This window comes from Bradyrhizobium sp. SZCCHNRI3043 (assembly GCF_032377735.1).
Classification (GTDB): Bacteria; Pseudomonadota; Alphaproteobacteria; order Rhizobiales; family Xanthobacteraceae; genus Bradyrhizobium.
The window spans coordinates 18,802-43,841 of record NZ_JAUHID010000002.1 but is presented as its reverse complement, the minus strand read 5'-3'; the positions used below and the strand labels follow the sequence as shown (position 1 = coordinate 43,841).

The 25,040-nt window shown below is 65.5% G+C and carries 24 protein-coding genes, 1 tRNA gene and 1 pseudogene; 6 read left to right on the top strand and 20 right to left on the bottom strand.

Annotated features, from left to right (window positions below):
- Nucleotides 1–574 precede the first annotated feature (574 nt).
- Nucleotides 575–814 (bottom strand): sulfurtransferase TusA family protein, encoded by a 240-nt coding sequence (locus QX124_RS05980; protein WP_315738740.1) that lies wholly within the window; start codon nt 812–814, stop codon nt 575–577.
- Between the two features lie 120 nt (nt 815–934).
- Nucleotides 935–1,468, bottom strand: a complete 534-nt coding sequence (mobB, locus tag QX124_RS05975; protein ID WP_315738683.1) for a molybdopterin-guanine dinucleotide biosynthesis protein B — start codon at nt 1,466–1,468, stop codon at nt 935–937.
- Nucleotides 1,469–1,707: 239 nt separating this feature from the next.
- On the opposite strand from mobB, the gene mobA reads away from it, so the two are divergent.
- The 5 genes from mobA to QX124_RS05950 all read left to right on the top strand — a co-directional run bounded on the left by mobA (nt 1,708) and on the right by QX124_RS05950 (nt 5,639).
- The gene (gene mobA / locus QX124_RS05970) at nt 1,708–2,337 is read left to right on the top strand and encodes a molybdenum cofactor guanylyltransferase MobA (protein ID WP_315755232.1); all 630 of its coding nucleotides are present in this window, start codon (nt 1,708–1,710) and stop codon (nt 2,335–2,337) included.
- Nucleotides 2,338–2,346: 9 nt separating this feature from the next.
- The gene (locus QX124_RS05965) at nt 2,347–2,937 is read left to right on the top strand and encodes a cation transporter (protein WP_315755231.1); all 591 of its coding nucleotides are present in this window, start codon (nt 2,347–2,349) and stop codon (nt 2,935–2,937) included.
- Between the two features lie 186 nt (nt 2,938–3,123).
- The gene (locus QX124_RS05960) at nt 3,124–4,335 is read left to right on the top strand and encodes an ABC transporter substrate-binding protein (protein WP_315796639.1); all 1,212 of its coding nucleotides are present in this window, start codon (nt 3,124–3,126) and stop codon (nt 4,333–4,335) included.
- Nucleotides 4,336–4,419: 84 nt separating this feature from the next.
- Entirely contained in the window at nt 4,420–5,391 is a 972-nt protein-coding gene (locus QX124_RS05955; RefSeq protein WP_315771948.1) for a tripartite tricarboxylate transporter substrate binding protein, read from the top strand.
- A 175-nt stretch (nt 5,392–5,566) separates the two neighbouring features.
- A tRNA-Ile gene (locus QX124_RS05950) sits at nt 5,567–5,639 on the top strand.
- A 17-nt stretch (nt 5,640–5,656) separates the two neighbouring features.
- Here QX124_RS05950 and QX124_RS05945 read toward each other — a convergent pair.
- From QX124_RS05945 to QX124_RS05925, 5 genes and pseudogenes are all read right to left on the bottom strand, one after another.
- Nucleotides 5,657–6,244 (bottom strand): annotated as a pseudogene (locus tag QX124_RS05945) (tyrosine-type recombinase/integrase); the annotation flags it as partial.
- A 93-nt stretch (nt 6,245–6,337) separates the two neighbouring features.
- Nucleotides 6,338–6,868 carry a hypothetical protein gene (locus QX124_RS05940; protein ID WP_315771947.1) on the bottom strand — a complete coding sequence of 177 codons (531 nt, stop codon included), beginning with the start codon at nt 6,866–6,868 and terminating at the stop codon, nt 6,338–6,340.
- A complete protein-coding gene (locus tag QX124_RS05935) occupies nt 6,858–7,748 on the bottom strand; it encodes an FAD:protein FMN transferase (protein ID WP_315771945.1) in 891 nt (296 codons plus the stop codon). The genes QX124_RS05940 and QX124_RS05935 overlap by 11 nt, the downstream gene beginning before the upstream one ends.
- On the bottom strand, nt 7,729–8,187 hold the full coding sequence (locus QX124_RS05930; RefSeq protein ID WP_315715594.1) for an FMN-binding protein: 459 nt from the start codon (nt 8,185–8,187) through the stop codon (nt 7,729–7,731). The genes QX124_RS05935 and QX124_RS05930 overlap by 20 nt, the downstream gene beginning before the upstream one ends.
- A gap of 628 nt (nt 8,188–8,815) precedes the next feature.
- The gene (locus tag QX124_RS05925) at nt 8,816–10,810 is read right to left on the bottom strand and encodes a multicopper oxidase domain-containing protein (RefSeq protein ID WP_315772088.1); all 1,995 of its coding nucleotides are present in this window, start codon (nt 10,808–10,810) and stop codon (nt 8,816–8,818) included.
- A 580-nt stretch (nt 10,811–11,390) separates the two neighbouring features.
- Here QX124_RS05925 and QX124_RS05920 point away from each other — a divergent pair.
- Nucleotides 11,391–11,693, top strand: a complete 303-nt coding sequence (locus tag QX124_RS05920; RefSeq protein WP_315771944.1) for a hypothetical protein — start codon at nt 11,391–11,393, stop codon at nt 11,691–11,693.
- A gap of 97 nt (nt 11,694–11,790) precedes the next feature.
- Here QX124_RS05920 and QX124_RS05915 read toward each other — a convergent pair whose 3' ends face one another.
- The 13 genes from QX124_RS05915 to QX124_RS05855 all read right to left on the bottom strand — a co-directional run bounded on the left by QX124_RS05915 (nt 11,791) and on the right by QX124_RS05855 (nt 24,773).
- Nucleotides 11,791–12,477 carry a hypothetical protein gene (locus QX124_RS05915; RefSeq protein WP_315738694.1) on the bottom strand — a complete coding sequence of 229 codons (687 nt, stop codon included), beginning with the start codon at nt 12,475–12,477 and terminating at the stop codon, nt 11,791–11,793.
- Nucleotides 12,474–13,031, bottom strand: a complete 558-nt coding sequence (gene gspM, locus QX124_RS05910) for a type II secretion system protein GspM (protein WP_315738695.1) — start codon at nt 13,029–13,031, stop codon at nt 12,474–12,476. Before gspM ends, QX124_RS05915 begins: the two co-directional genes overlap by 4 nt.
- The gene (locus QX124_RS05905; protein WP_315771942.1) at nt 13,028–14,125 is read right to left on the bottom strand and encodes a PilN domain-containing protein; all 1,098 of its coding nucleotides are present in this window, start codon (nt 14,123–14,125) and stop codon (nt 13,028–13,030) included. Before QX124_RS05905 ends, gspM begins: the two co-directional genes overlap by 4 nt.
- Nucleotides 14,126–14,127: 2 nt before the next feature.
- Nucleotides 14,128–15,069, bottom strand: a complete 942-nt coding sequence (locus QX124_RS05900) for a type II secretion system protein GspK (protein WP_315771940.1) — start codon at nt 15,067–15,069, stop codon at nt 14,128–14,130.
- 2 nt (nt 15,070–15,071) lie between these two features.
- The gene (locus tag QX124_RS05895) at nt 15,072–15,776 is read right to left on the bottom strand and encodes a prepilin-type N-terminal cleavage/methylation domain-containing protein (RefSeq protein ID WP_315771937.1); all 705 of its coding nucleotides are present in this window, start codon (nt 15,774–15,776) and stop codon (nt 15,072–15,074) included.
- On the bottom strand, nt 15,776–16,189 hold the full coding sequence (locus QX124_RS05890) for a type II secretion system protein (RefSeq protein ID WP_315813765.1): 414 nt from the start codon (nt 16,187–16,189) through the stop codon (nt 15,776–15,778). The genes QX124_RS05895 and QX124_RS05890 overlap by 1 nt, the downstream gene beginning before the upstream one ends.
- Nucleotides 16,158–16,631, bottom strand: coding sequence for a prepilin-type N-terminal cleavage/methylation domain-containing protein (locus QX124_RS05885; protein ID WP_315771935.1), 474 nt, complete (start codon nt 16,629–16,631; stop codon nt 16,158–16,160). Before QX124_RS05885 ends, QX124_RS05890 begins: the two co-directional genes overlap by 32 nt.
- A 2-nt stretch (nt 16,632–16,633) precedes the next feature.
- Nucleotides 16,634–17,113 (bottom strand): type II secretion system major pseudopilin GspG, encoded by a 480-nt coding sequence (gspG, locus tag QX124_RS05880; protein ID WP_315771933.1) that lies wholly within the window; start codon nt 17,111–17,113, stop codon nt 16,634–16,636.
- An 18-nt stretch (nt 17,114–17,131) separates the two neighbouring features.
- On the bottom strand, nt 17,132–18,346 hold the full coding sequence (locus QX124_RS05875; RefSeq protein ID WP_315771931.1) for a type II secretion system F family protein: 1,215 nt from the start codon (nt 18,344–18,346) through the stop codon (nt 17,132–17,134).
- A gap of 4 nt (nt 18,347–18,350) precedes the next feature.
- Nucleotides 18,351–20,024, bottom strand: coding sequence for a GspE/PulE family protein (locus tag QX124_RS05870; RefSeq protein ID WP_409997666.1), 1,674 nt, complete (start codon nt 20,022–20,024; stop codon nt 18,351–18,353).
- Nucleotides 20,025–20,137: 113 nt separating this feature from the next.
- Nucleotides 20,138–20,665: a tetratricopeptide repeat protein gene (locus QX124_RS05865; protein WP_315796637.1), complete on the bottom strand. Its 528-nt coding sequence runs from the start codon at nt 20,663–20,665 to the stop codon at nt 20,138–20,140.
- The gene (gene gspD, locus QX124_RS05860; protein ID WP_315796636.1) at nt 20,662–23,019 is read right to left on the bottom strand and encodes a type II secretion system secretin GspD; all 2,358 of its coding nucleotides are present in this window, start codon (nt 23,017–23,019) and stop codon (nt 20,662–20,664) included. The genes QX124_RS05865 and gspD overlap by 4 nt, the downstream gene beginning before the upstream one ends.
- A 137-nt stretch (nt 23,020–23,156) precedes the next feature.
- On the bottom strand, nt 23,157–24,773 hold the full coding sequence (locus QX124_RS05855; protein ID WP_315796635.1) for a porin: 1,617 nt from the start codon (nt 24,771–24,773) through the stop codon (nt 23,157–23,159).
- Nucleotides 24,774–25,040 lie beyond the last annotated feature (267 nt).

The following is a 25,040-nucleotide window of genomic DNA, read 5'->3' as shown; positions in this document are numbered from 1 at the left end:
CCGAGACGTTATGCCCTCACCATCTTTGTGCCGCTGTTCTGCCTGGCCCGCTCCCCAGCGGGCATGACTCGTCTCCCGCAACCTCCGCGGAAGCGTCTCAATTGGTGCAGAACTGAGGCAAATTGTCGATAGTAAAATGGTAATAATCGGTCGATCTTCGTGGATTGATCGCAATGCAGCGGGAATGTGTTGCTAACAAACACACAAATTCACGTGCAACCAACGCGACCGCCACTCACGGCTGTAGCCGCATTGCTCTCGATTACTTTCCGGACGCGTCACGACCATTCCTGATGGAATCAACTAATGAGATGTCCGGGCGATCAGCGACGGGACACGGCTTAACGCCGCATGCGCGGCGCTCGCGGAAACGTGAAGACGAAGCAACTTGTCCTTGCCTGGCAACAGCGTCGCAAGCCTGGACTGAGAACGCGGCATTGTTGTGAGCTCGGGTTGACGCCGCTGCGACGATAGGAAGCAGCACGATCCCTTGACACATCGATGCGTCGAGATCGCACCCGCGAACTACGTAGTTCGAGCAACCTGCAGCAGAGGATGTTCACCGCCGCACGGGTCATCCGGCCGGTCCCGCCGCCTTCTCGATCCGAAACAGAATCCCGCGCTCGGTGCGATCGACGCTCTCCACCCGATCTCCGGTCTCCCGTACCAGATTCGGGATGTCGATCACCGCAAGCGGGTCGGTACAGCACACTTCGAGCCGCTCTCCCGCCTTGAGCGTCCGTAACGCCTTCCGGGTCTTCAGCACCGGCAGTGGGCACTTCAGGCCCGTCAGATCCAGCCTCGTCATCATCATGTGCGCGACCATGGCCAAGCGGTTCCGGCACGTCAACCGGGCCGCACCATCACGGGAACCCTGAACTGGGTTCCTGGGATGCCAGAGGAACACTGGCGTTGCGAACTCGCGCGAGTTCCATCACGGAACACCAAGTTTGTCGCACAACGCCAGAACGTCCGCCAGCGGCATCGCCAGATGGTGGACGAGCGCCGCGATCGCCGGGATATCGTCGAGATGAACGCGCGGCAGCGCGGTCTCGACATCGCCGTCGCTGGCGAGCCCGACGATGCCTGGATCATCGGGAAACAGCAGCGGCTTGCCGTTGGCTGTGCGATGCACCTCGATGCGGCGATGCGGCCCGGCCTTGTAGCCTTCGATGACGACCAGATCGACGGGAGACAACTTCGCCAGAAGCTCCGCGAGTGCCGGCTCCCTTGCGCCGCGCAGCTCGTGCATCAGCGCCCAGCGCGTGCCCGACGCGACGAGGACCTCCTCGGCGCCGGCCTCGCGATGCCGCCACGAATCCTTGCCGGGAACGTCGACGTCGAACTTGTGATGGGCATGCTTGATCACCGAGACGCGCAGTCCCTGCCCCTTGAGATGAGGAATCAGCCGCGTCAGCAGCGTGGTCTTGCCGGCGCCGCTCCAGCCGGCGAGGCCGATGACTTTCATCGCGGTCTCCAGAAAAGCCCCGGCGCTTTCGCACAGCCAGGAGCGCGGGATCGATCGATGGCCCGAAGGCCGGGTGGAACGCCATATCCACGCTTCGCGCTGTCATGCCAGCAGCCCCGCGGACCAGGCAAGGCCCGTAAGCGAGGGGCATGCCGGTGCGGCCGCCCCGCAGGCGCAAATGGTGGATCGTGCGCGCCCAACGCTGACGCCCTGGCAGCAGTCGTGGTAACGAACCCGCGATGACAGCGATGACCTCGACTTCGATCCCCGGCGTGCTGCTCGCCGGCGGTCGCGCGCAGCGGATGGGCGGCGGCGACAAGCCGTTGCGCATGGTCGACGGCCGCACCATCCTGGAGCGCGTGATCGCCCGGCTGGCGCCGCAGTGCAGCCAGCTGATCCTCAATGCCAATGGCGACCCCGCGCGCTTCGCAGGCAACGGCCTGACAGTCGTGCCGGATGGTGTCGTCGGCTTTCCGGGCCCGCTCGCCGGCATTCTCGCCGGCCTCGACTGGGTTGCGGCGCACATGCCGGAGGCACGGTGGATGCTGAGCGCCGCCGGCGACTGTCCATTCCTGCCGCGTGATCTGGTCGCACGGCTGGCGACAGCGCGGGCGGCGGAGCAGGCCGAACTGGCGTTGGCGGCGTCCGGCGGACAGATCCACCCAGTGATCGGGCTGTGGCCGGTCGGGCTGCGCGAGGACCTCCGCCACGCCCTGGTCGCGGAGGACATCCGGAAGGTCACCCGCTTCACGGCGCGCTACAAGGTCGCGACCGTGAGCTGGCCGTCGGTTCCGCTGGATCCGTTCTTCAATGCCAATACCGCGCTCGACCTCGCCGAGGCGGAGCGGCTCGCAGCTCTCGAGGATTGAGGACGCCTGATGGACGCGACAACCATGGTCCGCCGCGCCGTGCTCGCCGTTGCCGTGCTCAATCTCGGATATTTCGGCATCGAGTTCGCCGTGGCGCTGGCGATCGGCTCGGTGGCGCTGTTCGCCGACAGCGTCGACTTTCTGGAAGATGCCTCGGTCAACATCCTGATTGCGCTGGCGCTGCGCTGGAGCCCGCCGCGGCGGGCGCTGCTCGGCAAGGTGCTGGCGCTGATCCTGCTGGCGCCGGCGATCGCCGGACTGTGGACCGCCGGGGAGAAGTTCTTCACGCCGATCGTGCCCGCGCCGCTGCCGCTCACCGTGACCGGCCTCGGCGCGCTGATCGTCAATCTCGGCTGCGCGCTGATCCTGGCGCGGGTCAGGGACCACCGGGGCAGCCTGACCCGCGCCGCCTTCCTGTCCGCACGCAACGACGCCTTCGCCAACATCGCGATCATCGCGGTCGGTCTCGTGACCGCCTTTGTGTGGCCCTCGATCTGGCCCGACCTGATCGTGGGCGTCGGCATCGCACTGATGAACGCCGACGCCGCACGCGAGGTGTGGGAGGCTGCGCACGAGGAGCAAATGACCGCCAAGGCCTGAACGGCCGAGGAGCCTGCGCGCGTGCGCGACGACCTCGCTGCTTGCGGCGTTGCAGCGCACAGGGTCGCTCCGCCGCTCCGCCGTCCGGCACGATTGACGGCCGCCCTGGATTGATTGCAGATAGGCGGACCGGCCGGCAGAGCCGGAACAAACAACGGCATCATGCCGGTATCGGTGGAGGACTGATTGCAACTCAGCTGCTTGAAGCGGGCGGCGTGGGCCGCAGCCGCGCTGCTGGTCACGACCGCCGCGCAGGCCGAGATCTCCGACAACGTCGTCAAGATCGGCGTGCTCAGCGACATGAACGGCCCGGCCTCGACGCCGACCGGACAAGGGTCCGTCACCGCGGCGCAGATGGCGGTCGATGATTTCGGCGGCAAGGTTCTGGACAAGCCGATCAGCGTCATCGTCGGCGATCATCAGCTCAAGCCCGACATCGGCGCGGCGATCGCGCGCCGCTGGTACGACACCGAGCAGGTCGATCTCATCGTCGACGTGCCGGTCTCCGCGGTGGGCCTCGCCGTGCAGACCATCGCCACCGAGAAGAAGAAGCTGTTCATCACCCAGTCGACCGGTTCCGCCGATTTCCACGGCAAGTTCTGCTCGCCCTACGCGATGCAATGGGTGTTCGACACCCGCGCACTCGCCACCGGCACGGCGAAGGAGGTCGTCAAGCGCGGCGGCGACAGCTGGTTCTTCATCACCGACGACTACGCTTTCGGCCATTCGCTGGAGCGCGACGCGTCGAGCGTCGTCACCGCCAATGGCGGCAAGGTCGTGGGCGCGGTGCGGCCGCCATTCGCGACGCCGGATCTGTCGTCCTTCATCCTGCAGGCGCAGGCCTCCAAGGCCAAGATCATCGGCATCGCCGCCGGCCCGCCCAACAACATGAACGAGATCAAGACCGCATCCGAGTTCGGCCTGCTCAAGGGCGGACAGCAGATGGCGGCTTTGCTCGCGCTGGTCACCGACATCCATTCGCTCGGCCTGCCGGCGGCGCAGGGGCTCCTGCTCACCACCTCGTTCTACTGGGACATGGACGACAAGACGCGGGAATGGTCGAAGCGATATTTCGCCAAGATGAACCGGATGCCGACGATGTGGCAGGCCGGCGTCTATTCCGCAGTCATGCACTATCTCAACGCCATCAAGGCGGCGGGCAGCGACGATCCGCTCGCGGTCGCCGCGAAGATGCGGGACACGCCGGTCGAGGACTTCTTCGCCCGCAACGGCAAGCTGCGCGCCGACAATCTCATGGTGCACGATCTCCTGCTGGCGCAGGTGAAATCGCCGGAGGAGAGCAAATATCCCTGGGACTACTACAAGATCCTCGCGACCATCAAAGGCGATGACGCGTTCGGCCCGCCAGATCCGGCGTGTCCGCTGATCAAGAAGTGATGGCGCACTGAACGATCGGCGGCCGCGGGCGACCGGGCCGCCGCACGCGAGCTGAATGACAACAATCGATGGGGGAAGACGAGCATGAAGCTGGCGCGCGCGCTGCTGTTCGGGCTGATCGTGGCGGCGGGACTCGCCGCCAAACCGGGGCCGGCGCTCGCCGCCTATCCGGACCGTCCCATCCGCTGGCTGATCGGCTTCGCCCCCGGCGGGCCGGTCGACATCGTCGCCCGTATCATGGCGCAGTGGCTGTCCGACCGACTGGGCCAGCAGGTCGTGGTCGAGAACCGCACCGGCTCGGGCGGCAACATCGCGGCCGCCGCCGCGATCAACGCGCCGCCGGATGGCTACACGCTGCTGTTCGTCGCGCCCAACAACGCGATCAGCACCTCGCTCTACAAGAAGCTGCCTTACGACTTCATCCGCGACACCGTGCCGGTCGCCAGCATCATGCAGCTCACCAACATGCTGGTGGTCAGCAACGACGTGCCGGCCAAGACCGTCAAGGAGTTCATTGACTATTGCAAGGCCAACCCCGGCAAGATCGCCTTCGCCTCCTCGGGCAATGGCACCTCGGTGCACATGGCGGCCGAGCTGTTCAAGGCGATGACCAAATGCGACATGCTGCACGTGCCCTATCGCGGCTCGGCGCTGGCGTTCCCGGACATCATCTCCAACAAGGTGCAGTTGATCTTCGACAATCTGCCGACGGCGCTGGAGCAGGCGCGCGGCGGCAGCGTGCGCGCGCTCGGCGTCACCTCGCCGCAGCGCTGGCCGACGGTGCCGGACGTCCCGGCGATCGCCGAGACCGTGCCGGGCTACGAATCGGTCGGCTTCTACGGCATCTCGGCGCCCAAGGGCACGCCGCCTGAGATCGTCGAGATTCTCAACAAGGCGGTCGGCGAGGCGCTGAAGGACCCCAAGCTGGTGGCACGGCTCACCGAGACCGGCGGCATCCCGCGCGCGATGACGCCGGCGGAGTTCGGCAAGCTGGTCGTCGACGAGACCGAGAAGTGGCGCAAGGTGGTGGAATTCGCCGGGGTTTCGGTGGACTAGCGTCGCGGCGGGCCGAGACCGGGCCGGCGGCGACGGCGGCGCGCCAAAACGATCCGGTAGCGGCATTGCCGGATGGCTGGCCAGGCTGTAAACGGAGCCCGAACCGTCGTTGGGGTTCCACACCGCGCCGGACAGGCCCGCTCCTGCCCGCCGCCAGCAAGACCTCCGCGCCGCGGGGCCTGTAGCTCAATGGTTAGAGCCGACCGCTCATAACGGTCTGGTTGCAGGTTCGAGTCCTGCCGGGCCCACTCGCACAGTCAATAGTTTACGGCTTGCGGGCCAAGTGCCTCTCCAGGTCAACCACTGGTTCGACCACCGATACGTTCTGCTTGCGGTCCTTTGACGCAATCGCGGCCGCGGCCTCGCGCATGTAATCCGGATGATGATGGCCATATGTGTCGAGCAGTACCTTGACCGACATTCCGAGAAAACCTGAGGCCTGCCAGGGGTCGGCGCGCCTCTGCATGAGCCACGTCGCTGCCGTGTGGCGCAGCGTGTGCGGCGAGATATTCCCCTCCCTCAGCGACGGCCCTGACAGCCGCACCGCGGTCGCAAATCCAGTTTTGACGGATTTGACCGGCTGGCCGTTCCATTCGACGAAGTGCGAACGCACTGCGCCGCGCCGCGTCCAGCGCCGCATGTGCGCCAAAAGCCGTCCTGGTATCGGTACTGGAGGCTGCCGCTTGTTAGTCGCTCGCTTGCCCTCCGCGAGGCGATAGAAGATCCCCCGATCGAGATCGACGAATGACCGGCCTCCGTCGCGCTCAGGCGAAGCCGACGCGATGGCCCCAGCGCGCGTACCAGTGTACAACCCGATCAGCAAGAAACGGGCGATATGGTGCAGCGGCCGCCGGCTCGGAGAATTCCTCCATGCGGCGACTGGCCAACTGCGAGCAAGGAAGTCGTTGCCGGGATGGAGACCTGCTCGGCCCAACGCCGGATGCGGTCAACCTACCTTGCTCATGACGTTGACCAGATCGGCATCGGCAGGCGCGTCGGCAGGAGCCAGGGTCGGAGAGGTCGCACGTTGTGGCCGCACGGACTGAGCCGTGGCGACAACGCTCGAGCGGCCGACGATGATGTGGGCGGTGATGACAGCCGGAACGCCGAGCCCGAACGCAATGTGGACCGTGCTGATCCAGGGCCGAAGCGCTTCGGATCCGACGTAGTAGAGCCCGAACGCCGTCGCGATGAGCAGACCATACATCGCGAGGCTGACGATACCGGTCGCTCGATTCTTCCCGGCACGCCACGCGCGCTGGACGTGCATGGGACCGAGCGCCCCAAGCAGCATCAGCGTCACCATTGCAGTTCCGCCATGCATGCTCAGCAGGAATGCGGCGGCCTGCTGCCACATCTCGCTGTCCAGCTCCGTGCGGGTCTTCATCTGATCGGCATAGATCCACAGCGCCCCGCTGGCGAACAAGAGTCCGAGAATTCCGTAGAGGGCGAACCGAAACAAGCCTTTAAGCCGCATGCTGGTGAACTCCTTGCCAGTCCGGTGTCGTATGAATGGCGCCGTTCGCCGCAATCAACATCGCGCTCGCCTGGAAGCGCGCCAGTGGCGCCGCAGCCTGTTGGCCAGCCACCATCACGACCTTGGTGAGGGCGTCGGCAACCATGCAGGTTGGCGCGCTCACGGTGGCGCCGTGGGCCACCCCTGTGGGCAGCCGGGTCGAAGGCGTGACGACCGCTGTATCCATTGTTTCCATCGATCGAAACGGGTCGAAGCGGCGCGCCGACGACGCGAGCGCCCCATTGCTTACTTCGACCTGGCACAAAAGCCTGTCTGGGAAACGCGGGTCGCGAATGTGGACGATGCGAGCATCGGGCCCGAAGGCGGCGAGGTCCCCACCTGCATTGACCATTGCGGAGCGCACGCCGCGGCTCTGCAACGCCGCGATCGCGCGGTCCACGGCGAACCCCTTGGCGATGCCGCCGAGATCGATCTTGACGGCGGAATCGCGGAAACGGACGCGGTCGTCGGCGAGCAACTCGATCGCAGTCGACTGTGGGACATCCGCTTGCGCCGTCGAGCCCACAGACGGCCTTCCCGCGCCGGCGACGGCAACGTCGAAGGCGCCGTCGGAGTGATGGGTCACATCGAGCGCCATCTTCAGCACGGCGTAGGTCCAAGAATGCACATTCACGACGCCGCTCGATGCCGCGCGGTTCAGCCGCGACACGTCGCTGTCGGGATCGTGGAAACTCATCAGCCGATGCACGTCGGTCACCGCGGAAAACGCAGCTTCAACGGCATTCTCCGCATCGCAGCGGTGTGCATCCGTGACGTCGATCTCGACGAATGTCCCGAGCAGAGCCCGTGCTCGTCGAAGGTTAGCGGAAGTGGCTGGCATGATACGACAGCACCTTCTTAACGCCCTCGGTCAAGTGGGTCGAGGACAGCGTGGCGCCCGAGATGTTGCGAATGTCGGAGTTGATGCGAAGCTCGTTCTGACTGCTCTTGCCGACGAACTGACCGAGCCAGCTGGCATCGTGCACCTCGCCGCCATAGGATTCGCGATAGTTCAGAATGTCGACGCGACGCACCCGCCCGTCGGGTCCGACGGCAACCGTGTAGTCAATCAGGAGGTGCTTGCCGACGACGTGATCGTAATAGAAGTAGCCGCCATTGCTCGCCTTCCATACCCTGCCCGGCTGGACTTCGGAAAAGCTGGCTCCCGGAAAAGCGGCCTTCTGCGCCTCTTCGACGCTCATGTACTGAATGGCATGGGCCGGTGCGGCGATCGACATGACGGCCACTGCGGGCGCCGTCCATTTCAACCAATCGCTCATCTCGTCCACCTCAACTTTGTTTCCATGGTACGCCCTCCCTCGCCGAACGCATTTTCGTCTTCTCAGGGCATCAATCGCTGTCAACCTCTCCTGCGAAGCCGTCTAAACGGCAGCAGCGACGCTCCGAACCATCCAGTTCAGTGCGACAATGAACCCGAGCGATCGATCACACTTTGCCTCGGCAACAGCCCTACCCGTTCGCGGGTCTGCCTCCGTCCTTGCGACGTTCGCAACCAAGCGCGCTGCAAATGGCTCCGAATGTCAGTCGAGAGAGTAGTGTTTCGATTGCGGCGAATTGCCACGTCGATGTTGGCGATTTGCCGGAGCGGCTGAGGAATAACAATGTTGCTGCAGATCGCCACGTCGCGGGGACCGCGCTCGTGCAGCTTGCGGCACGCGAGCCTGACATTTCAAAGTCATGCAAAGACGTTTGCAGCCGTTTAGACCGATTCAAAATGCGCAATTCCTTCTTCGAACCAGACCTGGAAAGCGCGTCGCGTTTGGCAGGCGATCGTCCTTCGCGGCGGTAAGGCGGCCGCGCAAGAGCATCGCTGCGCACAAACGAAGGTCGGCGCCACAGATGTGGCGCCGACCTCGTGAACGACATGGCAGAAGACCGCTGCCGCAACTACCACGGCATCTGGTTCATTGCCTCCCATGGATTGCCGCCATAGGGCGAGGGCACGACCTTGATCTTCGCCATCATGCCTCCGTCCTCATGTTCGAGAATATGGCAGTGATAGACGAACTCGCCGACCTGTGAGAACGGGATATCAACCACCACGGGCTTCGACGTGCACTGCCCGTTCCGCCACTGCTCGATGCTGCAGACCCCGCTCTGGGATTCCATTACTTCCGGGACGTTCGGAGTCGCGACGCCGAGCGGGACGTTGTCCTGCAGCATGCCCCCGCCGATGCTCCTGTTCAGCGATACTGATAGTGGCGTGTTCTCCCCCGCCTTGCTGTTGACGGTCCGGAAGCGCGTCTGGTGAATGTGGAAGTTGTGATTTTCCGTCGACAGCTGCACCAGCTCCCAGGTCTCGTGGACGGGGCGCTGTCCCGGCGCGAGCGGTAGGCAGACGATGTTCTGCGACGGGTCGAACTGGCTCACCGGAAGCTGGGTGCCGGGCACCGGGTTGCCGTTCTGATCGACCTCCTCATAGCCGAGACCGAAGGTGCCGTCGTCGGTCAGGTCGGCGATGCCGAAGAAGATCCGGCGGCGATGTCCCGCCGGCAGCGGACGGCAGCCGGCACGCAGCGGCGCAGCGTTCGCATACGGCACCTTGGCATCGAGGATGCCTGATGGCTGCATGGTCGCCAAGGCGTCGCCCCTGATGTCCATGGCGTAGGCGATGTGGTTGCGCCAACCGCGCTGGTGGAAGTGCACCTTGGCGAGATCGACCGCCGGCCACTGATCGCCGCTGCCCATCGTCAGTCCGGCCATCTTGAAGGTCGCGGAGGCAGACCGCCCGAGGCTGGCGATCGCACCCGTCGCGGGATCGCGATAGGTGACGAACACTTCGGTGCGCGAGCTCGGCATCATGACCATCTGGGTGACGCAGACCGGCTTCGAATGGAAGCCCGACGTCGGCGACGGCGGACAGGGAACGACCCTGAAGCGGGCGCCGCCGAGACGAACCATGGTGTCCATCGTCGTATCCTGCGGCAGGTTCACGCTCACGCCGTCGACCGAGATCAGCTGCATGACCATCGGCTTCTGCGTCTCGTCATCGGTCAGCTGAAGATTGTAGGACAGGCTGCCGGACGCATTGGTGAGCCGCCAGATCTCGCCATCGGGATCGGTGACCTTGATCTTCGGGAACGTCTGGCCGTTGACCGTGAAGAACCATTTGCCGCCGGAGAAGTTGGAGCCGCCATCGGCCGACAGATCGACGCCCGGGCACGACCCTTCACGCACTTCGGAGCTGCCTGCCGGAAACTGGGCGCAGAAGCCCGGATCCTGCTGGTTGATCACCTCGCCCGGCTGGACGTCCACCGGACCGCTGTCGAACTGCACCGGGCCGCCGGGCGCGACCTGAAGATCCTTCAGGATCAGATGGCGCACGCTCGCGTCCGGAAACGGCGAATGCCTGGCATCGCCATGCGCGTAGTCCGAGACCTCGCCGACCGAGATGATGCCGGCCAGCCCCTGCGAGACCTGGTTGAGCGAAATGCCATGGATGTGCGGGTGAAACCAGAACTGGCCCGACGGGTGGTTGCGCGGAATCTCGATGCGGAAATCCGCGGAGTCCATCTTGTTGGAGCCGTGCTGGTGGGTGGTCTGCGGCACCGGCATGCCGTTGGCCGAGTTGAAGACCTGAACGAAGACGTAGTCCCCGAAGGTCTGGTCGGTCAGCGTCGGCGCGCGCGGCTCGACGATCAGCCCATGGGTATGCAGGTTGGTCGGGTTGCGAAACAGATTGGCCTGACCGGGATCGGTGTTGTGGTTCACCTTGGCCGGATCGAGCTGCGGCAGCTGGTTCACCAGCCTGATCTTCAGCGTATCCCCCTTCTGCAGGGCAAGTCGCACGCCACCGTAGTCCGCCACCGCGGCGCCGGCCGGACATTTGTCGCCTGAGGCGGGCCGCCGACAGATCTCGTAGACCCAGCCGGTCGGGTTCATCGGCGAGCCCCCAGGGGGCGCATAGGTGATCGTCGAGATCGGCTTGGGGCGTGCGATCATCAGCAGATCGAGCACGCCGTGCCAGCTCCTGAACACCGTCGGCTCGGCCAGATCATGGGCCTGCGCCGCAGGACCCGCAACGGTCAAGCCGGCCAACACCGCCGCCGCTGATGTCAGTGTTCGCAGAGTTGGTTTGTGCACACGCCCGACTAACATGCCTGATCCCCATCTGGCTCGAGATACACCCGGTAAAAACGATGACGGTCTCCGGCGCGTGACAATCGAATGAGTCGTCCGAACTCATCAGCAGATCGACCGCCATCGTCCCCTCAGCTTCGTCGCTATGGATGTCGGGTGGCTCCTTTGTGACGATTTTCTTCGTTTTGTGAGAATTGCCGACCGGCGTTTAAGAATCGATCTAACAACATGGCCGGCCGCTTGCGTTGTGCGCGTGGCGGACAAGCGCCGACACAAAAACGACAACCCGCTCTCGTAGCTCGCGATGGATCTCATTAGATCGTGCCGGACGCGGACGCTGTCGGACGGATTTGTGAGTGCCCTGCTCCAAGGAGACCGAAGGATGCTGCTTGCTGTTGTTCTTGCATGGGCCTGCAATGTGACCGGCATTGCCTGCGGAGCGCCGACTACCGAGATCATCCAGAAGGCCTACGAGCAGGAAGCGCCGTCATCCGGCGTGCGCCACGACAGGGGACTGAGGATTGTCGAGGCGACATGCGACAAGGGCGACGAGGGCGGGCGCTTCCTGTGTCAGGTCTCGTTCGTGTCGGAGGACGACCCCGACAAGCGCCTGTATTTCGACATCGTTTCCGCCGCTCTCACGGACAAGGGATGGGTTCTGACGAGCGGATTGTGCAAGCGCTGAGCGCCACCGACCGACAGCCGCATCGGCTTCGATCGGGGCATGCCGGTGCGGCCGTCCGGCGTCCACCGTCGCGCCTCGATCCAGATCGGATCCATCCTCACAATTGGCGGCGTCCCGAACGTTGGCGTTGATGCATCCGAAGTAGCCTGGACTCAGGCGACAGAAAGGGCGGCCCTGCTTGAGCCAGCGGAGGCGCCGTGGGGGTTGACGGCATCTGCGCAAAACTTTCGTTAGCTGAATTTGTCGGCTGGGCCGGCGCCGGCGTCGGCAGCAGCGTGAGAACGGTGACGTCTTCGCCCCGTTGCAGCGTGACCGATCTCGCCTCGACGAGACGCAGCGTCCAACCCCGATAGTCTGCGCCGGTTCTGATCCGCAACGGCGTCTTGCTGCTCGTATCGACGAACACGGCAAGGCCGCGGTCCCCGTTCACGACGGTGCCGACGAGCGCGAGCTGCGGCCGTTCCGGAACGGACGGCTCCTGCACCACCGGAGCGGCCACGACGGCCGGCGGCGGGACATCGGTCGGCGGAGGACGGCGAGACGGCGAGAACAGCGGGCGTTCGCGCGTTGCCGACAGCTGCTCGAGCGGAATGCCCCACAATGGGTTGCCGGTGCGCGACGGCGGTCGCTGCGCGATGGACGAGGCTTGCGCCGATCCGCTCGGCTGTTCGGCGGAGACCGCTTCCGAGACGTCCAGGCCGGTCGAATGAGCGATGCCGAACGCCGACCCCACCGCCAGAACGCTGCAACAGCCGATCATGCAAAGCTTGGCGAGACTGCTCATTGCGGGCCCTGCCACTGTCCAGAGACCGTGATCAGCACGCGCAGTTTTCCGCTGGATGCCGCCGCAGGGGCGTGCCCCTCGACGACCAGCTCGTCGACGAACAGACAGGGCATGCCGGCCTCCAGATCGTAGAGGATCGGCTGCAGGTCGGACTGACCGGCCTCGAAGTTCGCGCTCCCGCTGATATGACCGTCCTTGGCACGGGGGCCCTGCACATCGAGCTGCGACGACGACACGCTGCCGCCATGACGCGTCACCACGTCGCCGAGGCGCTGCAGCAGCGCTGCTCCTGCTACGGTCACGGTCGGTCCTTCGAGAAAGGCCGATCCCGTCATGCCGGCATCGCCGTTGCTGTCCTGACGCGCGGCCGCCATGCTGTGGGCGTCCAGCAGGTGGAGTGTATCGGCGAGCGAGGTCACTTCGCTGCGCTGATCGATCATGCTCTTGATCGACAGCACCGTGACCGAGATCAGCACGATCAGCAGTCCCGCATAGGCGACCGCGGCGATCGAGGGCGATGCGGAATTATCCGTGACGAGCTTTGCGACGCTCATGTGCCAAGTCCAAAATGGGGCTTGATGCCAGCTTCGATATGGAACCGTTCTCCGGGATCCTCAGCCGAACGCGTGGTCGGCGCGAAGAAGGTCGCACGCGTGAAGTGCGCCGACTGCTCGATCAATTTGACCAGCGCCGGCGCATCCTGGGTCATTCCGACGATCTGCATCCTGTCCTTCTCGATCCGCAACTCGGTCACGTAGGTGTTGTCCGGTAGGATCCGGGACAGCGCCTCCAGCAGCACGACCGCTGCGGGAGTCTCCTGCTTGCGTCGCATCAGGCTACGCAGCGCGGCACTGTCGGCCCCTTGCAGATCGAGGCGCAGCGCTGCGCGCCGATCCGAGATCTTCTGCGCGAGCTGGCGTTGCTGCTCGTCCAGATGTCCTCCCAGCAGGCTCGTTGTCGCGAACGACAGCGCCGCCGCGAGGGCGGCGACCATCAGGAGCGCGGTGAGGACGCGACTGATACGGCCGACGTCGAACGCTCCCTCCAAGCGCTGCTCGGTCAGCCTCGTTTCGCTGAACGCAATGAGCCGGTCGTCACGCGGCGTCGGCGCCGTCTCGGGCGCAGCAAACAGGACGATCGATCCGGCACGCCAGGACTCGGCAAGGCGAATGAGCGGATCCAGCTTCGCTCTTGGTGCTGCGATCACCATGGTCCGGATGCGCTCACCCGATATCTCTACTGGCGCAGTCCTGCCGAACACGGCCTCTTCGGCCGACCACGGCGTCAGCCGATCGAGCTGCGAGCGTATCATGGCATCGAGAAACTCGACGGCCCGCTTGGGCAGATCGAGCGGCCGCCACAGGAAGCGGTCCGATCTCAGCGCCACTTCGATCCGGCTGCCGCGCAGGACTGTCTTCCAGCTCTCGGGAAGTGCGGGAAAGGCCTCGTGGCCGTCCGGCAGACGAACGCGACAATCCGGCGGGACCGGTCGCCGAGGCCGCGCGACCATCCGCATGATGAAGACGTTCCGTTCGGTCTCGATCAGCCGAATCCCCGGCCTGATATTGAGCCGGCCGATCGCGGCGACGATGGTTTCGGCGACGGAGCCGATCCAGGCCGCCAGTTCGTGGCGCACTCTCGTCGACATCGTCATCTCGGCGCCCTCCCCGCTTGTTTGAGCATCCCCGGAGCATCGACGTCATCGCGCCACGACAGCACCCGGTAAGGATCGTCACCATCGCCCAGCAGGATGACCGCCTCCGTTGCGGCCCGGCGACCGCCGTCAAAGCCGATCGTGATCCACACGCGGACGGCATCGGCGACCTCCAGCGTCGCTGCGGCGCGTGCGGGACCGAGCGCCGCGTTGAGCGACCTGACGTCTCGACGCAGGCCGGCTCGCTGCTCGAGGAAGCTCTTCAGCTGATCCGGCGTCATTCCGGGAAGCGCGGCCACCACTTCGGGGGCGGCCTCCAGCGGGTCGACCTCCCTGCGGCCGCTGAAGACGGTCACGAAGGGCATCGCCTTGTCGACCAGCGCCGGCGGCAGGTTGAGCACCAGCCGAAGCTCCTCGACATTGGCGAACGGCGCGGTGCGCGGCATGTAGTCCGCACCGGCTGTGCGGTAGAGATCGCGCTCTGTGTCCGCGCCGGTCTCGGCCGGCGGCGTTCGCCAGCCGACGATCCGCTCGGCATATTCGCCGGCCCTGTCAGCGCGCGCGCCGAGACCCTCTAACAAGGCGGCCAGCATCTGCTTGGAGGCATGATTGAGATCGATGCGAGCTGCTTCCGACCGAAACGCGACCGAGACCTGCGCATGATCGAGCCGGAACGAAAAGGCCCCGGCAGCGGGGCGCTGCGGCTTCGGCAACGCCAACAATTTGTAGGCCGCAAGCTCCAGGCCGGCGGGGACCAGCGCGGCGGATCGCAGGCGCGCATCGTCGAGCGACAGCCGCTGGGCGGTGCTGACGAGATAGACGGACAGGGCTCCCGCGAGTCCTGCGAGCGAGACAAGGAGCCAGAGCACCGCCACGAGGACGAAGCCACCTTCCCGATCATCGGGATCAGACTCTCGCGGATGGCTGTCTCGGCACATGATCATTGCTTCGATGCCGCGGAGGCACGCCCGACCGTCGCATCGGCGGAAAGCGCCTGCCTGTCGCAATTGGTGTCCGCGGGCCGGCAGACGCTGTCGGCCGACGCCGAGACACGAATGACCGCGATCCGCGACAGCGATGGCGCGCTCCCGCGGCTTCCGTCATGCACCGTCACCCGCACGGCTGCCGGCAGCTTCTCTGCATTGCGCCACGACGGACTCCAGATCCGGTCGGACCCCGCATAGGCGAACGACACCCGGTACGGCGCCTGCAGCAGCACGACCGGATCGGCGAACTCCCAGGCGGACACACTGCCAGGTGCGAAGGCCGCGCGAGTCCGCGTCAACGCCACGTCGTCGCCACCGCCGCTTTCGGCGATGCGGATCACATCGAGACCCCGGCCCCGCTGCGGTCCGAGCGCCGTTCGGACGAGCGTGATCGACGTCTCCGATCCGTCGAACAGAACGGACTTGGCCTGTCCATCGGGCCTCATGAACTCGGCGGCCGCGATATCGGCGGCAATGCGGTCGAGCGCCACGCTCACCGATTCGCTGCGCTGGATGCGATGCAGACCGCGATTCCAGTTCGGCAGCCATTGCGCCGTGATCGCGAACAGCGCGGAGACCAGCAGCCCCATCACCACCATTGCGACGAGGGCTTCGACCAGCGTGAAGCCTGCTCGACGATCGTTGACCCGTGTCGTCATCACTCGGCCCGCCTCCGGAACAGCCGGACGGTTTCCAGCTCCATGGTCGCGCCCGATGGCGATCGCACCTGGAGCATGATCTTCTGCGGGATCCAGGCGGATGCGCCGCCCGGCGCGCCGATATCGACGGGGAAGGGCTCCGCCTGCGCGCGCCAGAGATGTGCCGTCGCCTCCCCCGACTGCGTCGGAGATGCCGGCGGCAGGCGCGACGGAAAGGCCAGCCACAGCGCGTCGTAGGCGGCCTGCACCAGCGCGACGTGCTGCTCCAGCTTCCTGCTGCCGCGCGCCGAGGACCCCATGAGCGCACCGATGGCGACGAGCGACACCGCCACGATCGCAAGCGTGACGAGCGTCTCTATCAGCGTGAATCCTGCTGTCGCCCTATCGCTTCGACAGACCAGCGTTTGAGACAACTTCGATCCTTCCTGTCAGCCAAGTGACGCGAATTTGGTAGCCGGCGTCGAGATGGGTGAGCGTGATGACGCCGCCGCACGACCTGCCCCATCCGAAGAAGCTGATGGTCTCGAAGGCGGGCCGCTCGTCGCAACTGCGCGGCAGCACCGTCTCGAACCGCACGTCCGCAGGTAAGCGGACGACCTGCCCGTTCGCGCCCGAGCGGAGCGACCGCGCCTGCGCATCGATGCGAGTCGTGACCTCGAGGCCCCGCCTGATCGCGGCATTGCGATCGGCCTTCAACAGCGCAGCAGCCTCGACCGCATAGGCTTCGAGTTGCGGCCGCGAGGTCTGTCGCGATACGGCGGGGACCACGACGGACGCCAGCAGCGCGACGATCGCGAGCACGCACACCACCTCGATCAGAGTGAAGCCGGCCTCGCAGCCGTCGCGGCCCCCCATTGCTATTTGGCACCGATCGTCATCGACGAGGAGATGTCAGCGGCGAGATCCACGCCACCCTCCTGCCCGTCCGATCCGTACGACACGATCTCGTAGGGCACATGCTGCCCGGGCGAGCGGTAGACGTAAGCGTGGCTCCAGGGATCGCTCGGGACGTTTCCTCCCTTGAGATACGGTCCCGCCCAGCCTGGGATGGTCGAGGCGGGCCGGACCAGCGCGGTCAGGCCCTCCGACGAGGTCGGATAGCGGCCGGTGTCGAGATAGAACAGATCGAGCGCGCTGGAAAAACTCTGAATCTGAATCCGGGCCGTCTTGACCCGGGATTCGTTCAGGGAGGACAGCACACGCGGTCCGATCAGACCCATGATCATTCCGATGATGGCAATGACGACCAGCATCTCGACGAGCGTGAAGCCGCTCTGAGGGTCGTCGCGCGCAATGTTGGTCCGCCGCGCGGTGCCGCTGATCCCTGCCTGTTTCATGCGATGGTCCATCTTGTGCTACCCGACGAGTTGCGTCACCGACAGGAGTGCGGTCATCACCGAGACGATGAGGCCGCCAACGACGGTGCTGATGAGAATGATCGCGGCCGGACCGACGATGCCGACGATCCGATCGAGGCCGCGTTGCAGCTTCGCCTCGTAGAACTCGGCGATGCGGCCGGCGAGGACCGGCAGTTGTCCGGTCTCCTCACCGATCCGGATCATCCGCGTCGCCATCGCCGGCAGGATGTTGGTCGCTGCCAGCGCCTCCGACAACTTGCCGCCGTGACGAACGCGGTCGGCGGCGGCGTTCCACGCCGCACCGCTGCCGGTGACCGACATGATGTCGACCAGGATGCGCAGCGTCGCCGTCAATGTCAGCCCGCTGCCAAGCAGGATCGCCAGATTGCGGCAGAACACGCTCGTGCGATACGACCGGAACACGGTCGCAAGACCCGGAAGTCGGCAGACCCGCGCAACCACCGCAGCCCGTACGCCGGCGCGGCTGAAAGCGAGAAGACCTGCAGCGATCAGCGCGCTTGCCGATAGCGCCATCGCCGTGCCGTTGCCGCGCACAAAATCAGAGATGTCCAGAAATGTGTTGATAGTGGCATCGGTCCTGGCGCCGAAGTCGCGCAGCACGGCCGAAAACTGCGGCAGCACGACGATGAAGAAGAACAGCATCACCAGACACGCGGCGATCAGGACGAAACACGGATACTGCATCGCGTCACTGAGCTTGCGACGCATGGCTTCCGCGCGCGCCCGCTCGGCGCCGAGCACGTCGAGCACGTGATCGAGGGTGCCCGAGACCTCGCCGACCCGCACCAGCGCGACATACATCGCAGGAAACTGCACAGCATGATGCGACAGCGCTTCGGCGAAACTTTCTCCCGCCAGCACGCTGGATCGCAACCGGCTGATGATCGGACGCAGGCGCCCGATATCGGCGTCGCCGGCCAGCAGTTCGAGCGACTCCTCGAGCCGTGCCCCGGCTTTCAACAACAGCGCCAGATCGCGCGTGAAGGTCGTGACATCGCCGTGGGTCGGACCGCCGAGCAGCGCAAGCATGTCGCGCGCGACGAAGCTCGCGGTCCTTTCCTCGATCGTCTCGATCGGCAACAGCCGCAGATACTCGATCCGGTCAATCACCTCCTTGGCCGTCGCAGCCGAGATCGTGCCGCGCACCACGTCGCCGTTCTCGGTCAGTGCGCGATAGCGGAACTTGCTCACCGGCTCACCGCAACGTTGTAACGCGCAGGATTTCCGCGACCGACGTGGCGCCGGCCCGGCACTTTTCGAGGCCATCGTCGAGCATCGTGGTCATGCCGTTCAGAATGGCGCTGCGGTCGATCACGGCCGCATCGGCCGTGCCCTGGATCAGCGATCGGATCTCCGGATTTAGCTCCAGGACCTCGAAGATGCCGAGCCGGCCGCGATAGCCGGTACCGCCGCAGCTCTCACAGCCCGCCGGCTCATAGACCGTCTCGCCGACGTCGAAGCCTACCGCGGCGTAGCGCGGGTCCGCGCAGAGATCGGCGGCGCTCAGCATCCTTTTCGACCTGCAGCGCTCGCACAGCCGGCGCACCAGCCGCTGCGCGATCACCGCGCGGAGCGTCGATCGCAACAGAAAATCTTCGACGCCGAGATCGAGCAACCGCGGCACCGCCGCCGCAGCGTTTTCGGTGTGCAGCGTGGTCAGCACGAGATGGCCGGTCAGCGCCGCATGGACCGCGACATGGGCGGTCTCGTCGTCGCGCACCTCGCCGACCATGATGACATCCGGGTCCTGCCTCACGAAGGACCGCAAGGCAGAGGCGAAGGTCAACCCGATCGATGGCTTGACCTGCGACTGGTTGATGCCGGGAATCTCGTACTCGACCGGATCCTCGATCGTGAGGATCTTCCGCGTCGGCTCGTTGAGGATCGACAGCGCGGTCGCGAGCGTCGTGGTCTTGCCGCTGCCGGTCGGCCCGCAGATCACGATCATGCCATGCGGCAGCGCCAGCAGCCGGCGGAGCGATCGATCGTCGTGCGGGGCAAAGCCGAGCCTCTCGATGGCGAGCAGGCCCCGGTCCTTCGGCAGCAGCCGGATCACCGCCGACTCGCCATGCTGCGTCGGCATCACGGCAACGCGCACGTCGAGCTCGAAGCGGCCGGCGCGGAGCCGCGCAGCGCCATCCTGCGGCAGGCGCCGTTCGGCGATATTCAGCCCGGCGACGATCTTGATGCGCGAGATGACGGCTTGGGGCAGCACGCCCGACGGCTCAGGGACCGGCTTCAGCAGGCCGTCCACGCGCATCCGGACCGACAACCCGCTCCGCATCGCTTCAACGTGAATGTCGCTGGCGCGCAGCTCGACCGCCTGCTCGAACAGATCGTTGACGGCGCGCACCACCGGCGCTCCGGTGGCGAGGTCGCGCAAGCTCTCGATGTCGTCGTCGCGCAGCTGCGGCGCGGCCACCTCGTTGCGCGCAGGCACCTCGTCATCACCGGCGAGCCGGTTCAGCGCGGTGGCAATGTCCTCGGTGGAGGCCACCACCAGCTCGACCGCGCCACCGAACACCAGCTCCGCGGCGCGTGCAGCCGCGGTGTCGCAGGGATCGGCCACCGCAAGGCAGCGTCCATGCGCGGCGGATTGGAACGGAAAGACCATCGTCTCGCGCAGGAAGCGCCGTGAAAAATGCTCGGCCAGCGGGTTGGACGCTAGCAGTTCGGACAGCGCGATCCGAGGCAATCCGAGCTGTCGCGCGATGTCGTCGGCGGATTCGGGAATTGCGGCATCGGTCGCCGCCGTTGATCTCATCCCCGCGCTTTCGCGCGCCGCGCCGACCGGTCGAGCGGCGAGACCGTCCGCCCCTCCGCCACCCTGCAGATCGTCAGCAAATCGGAGAAGAGGAGTCGAGCTCATGGCGCGTCCCGTGATGGATCGTTGTCGATCACCTCATTGCCGAGGGCCGGATCGTTGAACGGTTCGTTGTCGATGCCAAAGATGACACTTCTGCGGTGACCTGATTAGAAGAACTACAAACCTGAATCCGATGCGGCCGCACCAACCCTGGTCGTCTGTGTCTGCCGCCATTCGAGCGCGAGGCGCTGACCGTCGACGATCTGATCAGGTGACATCCTGAGTGCGACCGCATCGCGAATTCGCAGATAAGGTTCGCGCAGGGGAACGGGCGCGGCAGCCGCTGCCAGGCTCAGCCATTTGTAGGCCAGCACATGGTCCCGGCACACGCCACGCCCCTTGTCGTAGCTCAGGCCCAAATGGTGCTGCGCCGTGGGATCGCCGCGTTCGGCGGCTCCGGCATAGAACTCGACCGCGGCCTCGTAGGACTGCGGAACACCGAACCCGTTGTCGTACATGTAGCCCAGCGCGGTCATGGCCCGCGGATGTCCGCGCTGCGCCATCGGCGCCAGCAACGCCGCCGCCCTGACATAGTCGCCATGCGCGAGCGCGGCCCATCCGTCTCCCTTCGGCCGCGCGCCGGACGGAGCGGTGCTCAAGGCAAGCGCCAGAATGGCGAAGGCGGCCGTCGCTTGCCTCGTCATCGATTGCTCCGCGGCGCCTGGAGCGCACTCGTCGACACCGGCCTGATCGTGCCGCGCAGCTTGGAGCGCAGCTCCTCGGCGACGTAGTGCGCGTCAGTGCCGTCGCGGATGATCTGGGGGCGAATGAAGATGATCAGCTCGGTCCGTCCGCGGCTGCGGTCGTTGTTGCTGAACAGGTCGCCGAGGCCCGGGATCTGGTCGATCCCCGGAATGCCACTGCGGGTGCCCTGATGGGTCTCGCTGATGAGACCGGCCAGCAGGACGGTCTGGCCGCTGGCGACTGCGACCGAACTCTTCACCTTGCGCTGCGCAACCGTCGGCGTGAGGCTGTTGGCGGTCTGCGGCGAGACGTTGCTGATCTCCTGCTCGATCTCCAGCCGGACGTTGCCGTTCTCGTTGACCCGCGGAGCGACCCGCAGGATGATTCCGGTGTTGCGGTAATCGATCGTGTTGACGACCGTGTTGTTTGTCGTGAGCACCGTCGCGCTGCCGGTCGACACCGGCACCTGATCGCCGACCTGCAAAGTCGCCGCCTGGTTGTCGATCACCACCAGCGATGGGTTGGACAGCACCTTGACGTCGGTGACCGTATGCAACGCGCTCAGGATCGCGCTCGGCTGGGATTCCGAACCGACCAGGAAATTGAACCCGGGGAAAGCGCGGCTAAGAAAGGCGTTGGTGATCGTTCCCGCGGCCGAGGCAACCGTTGCCGGCGCCGATGTCGAGGTGGTGTTGAGCACTGACCCCTGGTCGGGCTTCAGGCCGAGATTCTTGCTGGTGAGATAGGCCTGCACGCCGTAGTTCAGCGAATCGTTGAGCGTGACTTCGGCGATCGTCGCGTCGATTGCGACCTGCAGCTGCGGACGATCGCACTGACGCAGGGTGGCTTCGATCAGCCGGTAGTTTTCCCTGTCCGCGTAGATGAGAAGCGTGTTGTTGACGACGTCGGGCGTGATCCGCACGCCCTCCATGAGCGGCTTGCCGCCCGCGCCCGTTGCGCGCGATTCCGATCCCGCATCGAGGCCAGCCTGGGTCGGTGGCGGCGTCCCGCCGAAGCCGCGGTTGGCGACAAGGCCGGCGTTGCCCTGCTGCTGGCTCGCGAAGCCGCCCGACTGTGCCGTCGTGCCGGCGGCCGAGAGCCGCTCGCTGCTCGAGCTCGACGATGCTCCAGACCCAGGAGCGAGGTCCGAGGACGACGCTTCGGCCGCGCTGCCCGCGTTTCCGGTGAACATGTCATTCAGCACCCGCGCCATCTGGCGCGCCTCGCCATACTTGACACGGTAGACATGCACGCTGTTGCGCAGCGTGTTTCCGGCATCCAGCCGCTTGATCCAGGTCTCCGCCGTGTGCAGCAGCGCCGGCTTGCGGCTGATGACCATGACGGCGTTCATCCGGCTGACCGTCTGGAACTTGACCATGTTCTGGCCGAGCCCGCTATCGCCGGTGTCCATGATCTTCTCGAGCTCGGCGACGATCGGCTCGGGATTGCCATTGACGATCGGAAAGATCCCGACCGACTGTCCCCGCATCCAGTCCGCATCGAAGCTCAGCGCGGCATCGATCGCGGTGCGGCGCTCGGCGCCGGTCCCCTGAATCAGCAGCAGGTTGCGGCCCGGATCGGCCCGCACCGTGCCCGGCTTGAGCGCAAAGCTGTCGAGCAGCTTCAGCAGTGTCGGGGCGGAGACATATTGCAGCGGCAGCACGGAGATGCCGTAGCCGGGCTCTGCCGAGCCTCCGGCGGGATCGACGTTGCCGGCGCCGACCGCGTCGCCGAGCGGAATCAGCCGGTATCCGGAGTTGTCGCGAACCAGCGCCGTCCCCGAGAGCCGGAGCGCGTTCTCGAGCACGTAGGCAACGTCCGATTTCGGGACCGGGCGCACCGAGGACAGGCTGACCGTTCCCTGGATCCTTGGATCGATGGTGTAGCCGACGCCGAGGACGTCGCCGAGCACGACCTTGGCCACCGTCGCGATCGGCGTATTCTCGAAGTTCAGCTCGAACCCGTTGCCAACCGGCTGCGAATGCGCCGCCACCTGCTGGATCGGAAGCGAGCCCGCGGCCGGCGCTTCCGCTCGCGCATCCCTGGCATCTCGTGCATCGTCGTTGCCACCATAGATTTCGGCACGGGCGCGCCGCGCCGCCGGCGACTGCTCCGGCATCGCCTGCCTGGGATAGCGCGGCGAAAGGTCGATCCGGCCCACCTTGTCAAGCACGTCATCACCGCGGCTATCGCTGCCGAGCGTCGCCGGGTTGCAGCCCGCCAACGCGATCGACGTCATGACCAGCGTTGCGAGCGTGCGGCATCGCAGCCAACCTGCGCTCAAATCAGCAATCTCAACCACTCGCCCGCCCACCCGATCTGCCGAGTCCGTTCTTCGTTTCGAGGCACGCCCGGGCGGAGAGCGGCTGCTTTCCGCCCGGGTCCTCCAACCTGTGTCTCGCGAGGAGACGCCGCTGCCGTCAGGCCGCGGCCCCTGCGCGCGTCGGTCGGCTACCAGAGCCAGCCGACGCCCGCGAGAACCCGATCGGACATCGCCCCCGCCGCGCTGTGATCGATCACCTTGGTGTAGTTCAGCTTGTAGACAAGGCTCGGATTGGGAAACACGGCAATGCCGACATCGTGGAACGTCATGTCACCGCTGCCCGTGATGTTGTTCAGGCCGTTGGTGAGATCGGAGCCGAGCATGCCCGACGTCTGGAAATTCTGTCGGGTATAGCGGTAGAACGGCACGATGTCGTAGTCGTTCGGCGCCCTGAAGTGGTAGGCGATCTCGCCGGAATAGCCCCACATGTTCTTGCCGACGTTGTTGTCGTCGACGAGATCATTGTTGGCGCGGAGGTTCTCCGGATTGGAGAAGTTTACGTGGGCATATTCAGCCCGCAGCTCCAGCCCGGTGTTCGGAACGCGATAGCGAGCCTCGGTATTGAAGATCGTCATCGCGTTCTTGCCGAGCGGCACCTCGCTGCCGTCCGGCAGCGTCGCATAGGCGCCCCGCGGCGTGACGTTCGGCGAATAATAGATCGCCGAGCTTCCGGCAAAGCCGGGGAGGAACGATGGCGTGTAGCTCAGCCGGAGCGTATAGGCGAGCTCGTTGCTCAGCTGCCGATAGTCGCCGATCGGCGCTCGCGACAGTGCGAGCGCTTCCGAGCCGCTGATGCCGCCTTCATAGCCGCCCGGATTGATGTGGCCATTGTCGCCGCGATGATCGAATCCGTCACCGAAGTCCTCCGCGCTCTGGCTGACCTGGAACTGGTAGTTCAAGCCATCGATGATCTTGCCATGAAATCCTGCCGATGGCGCATACCACGTCGTCGGGATCAGGCCGTTGGCGAGCTCCGGCCGATGCACGCTGTAGAATAGCGTCGGCTCGTGATACAGGTTGGTGAAGGAGATCGGGATCAGGTCGATACCCGGAGAGCGCAGGGTGAAGTGGTCGTTGAACTTGATGTCGAAGAAGGCCTGCTCGACCTCGACCGCACCGTGGAGCTTGTCGTCATTGTCGAACGCGATGCCGCCATGCTCCCATTCCAGCTCCGCGTTGAAGGTGATGGAGTCATTGACCTGATAGGTCGGCAGCAAGACCAGGCGGGCCATGTCGAAGCCGTTCTGCCACTGACCGTTAGCTGCGGGATTTTGCACCGAGCCGAACTTGATCTCGCCGTACATGCCGATCTTCATGCCGGGGACCGGCGACGGCGCGGCACCGAACAGGTCTCTGCTGGGCTGCGGCGCAGGCGCTTTCAGATCGGCTGCTGGGAGAAATCGCGGCTTGGAATCCGAATCGGCGAACGCTGCCGCGAGCCGTGATGCCGGGGACGACGATGGTGCGGCATCAGCCGCCTTCGATCCACTGGCCTTGACGTCCTTCGGGTCGGCGAGCGCCATGGCATTGCCGACCGGCAGCCTGGATGCAGCCTGTGCGTTGTCGGATGCCTTCGCGCCGCCGGCACGCGCGTCCTTGGCGCCGATCAGAGGCATCGGATCGGACGGGCGGCGGGATGCAAGTGATGCGGACTGCCCGACGCTGGTCGTCTTCTTTGCCTTGGCGTCCTTGAGCTCGACTTGAAGGCTGTTGATGCGCTGCTCCATGGACTCGAGCTTCGCCATCAGCGCTTTGACGGCTGCCCCGTCCGTGGACCGCGCCGAACCGGCTTCGGCCGCCTGGGCTGCTGCCGCGCTCAACGCCAATGTCGATACCGCGGCAAGCAGAGATGGCAGGAGTCGGTCGCGGCCGCGAAGCGGGCCGCCGCCTTTGCCAATACTCAAAGCGCCGTCGTGTGAAGACGCGGAGCAATCTGCGCGCCTTCCGCTGCAGCTAATCAAGACCATCAGTCAAACCTCCCCATGATGATGCGCGGACGTGCATCCCCTTCG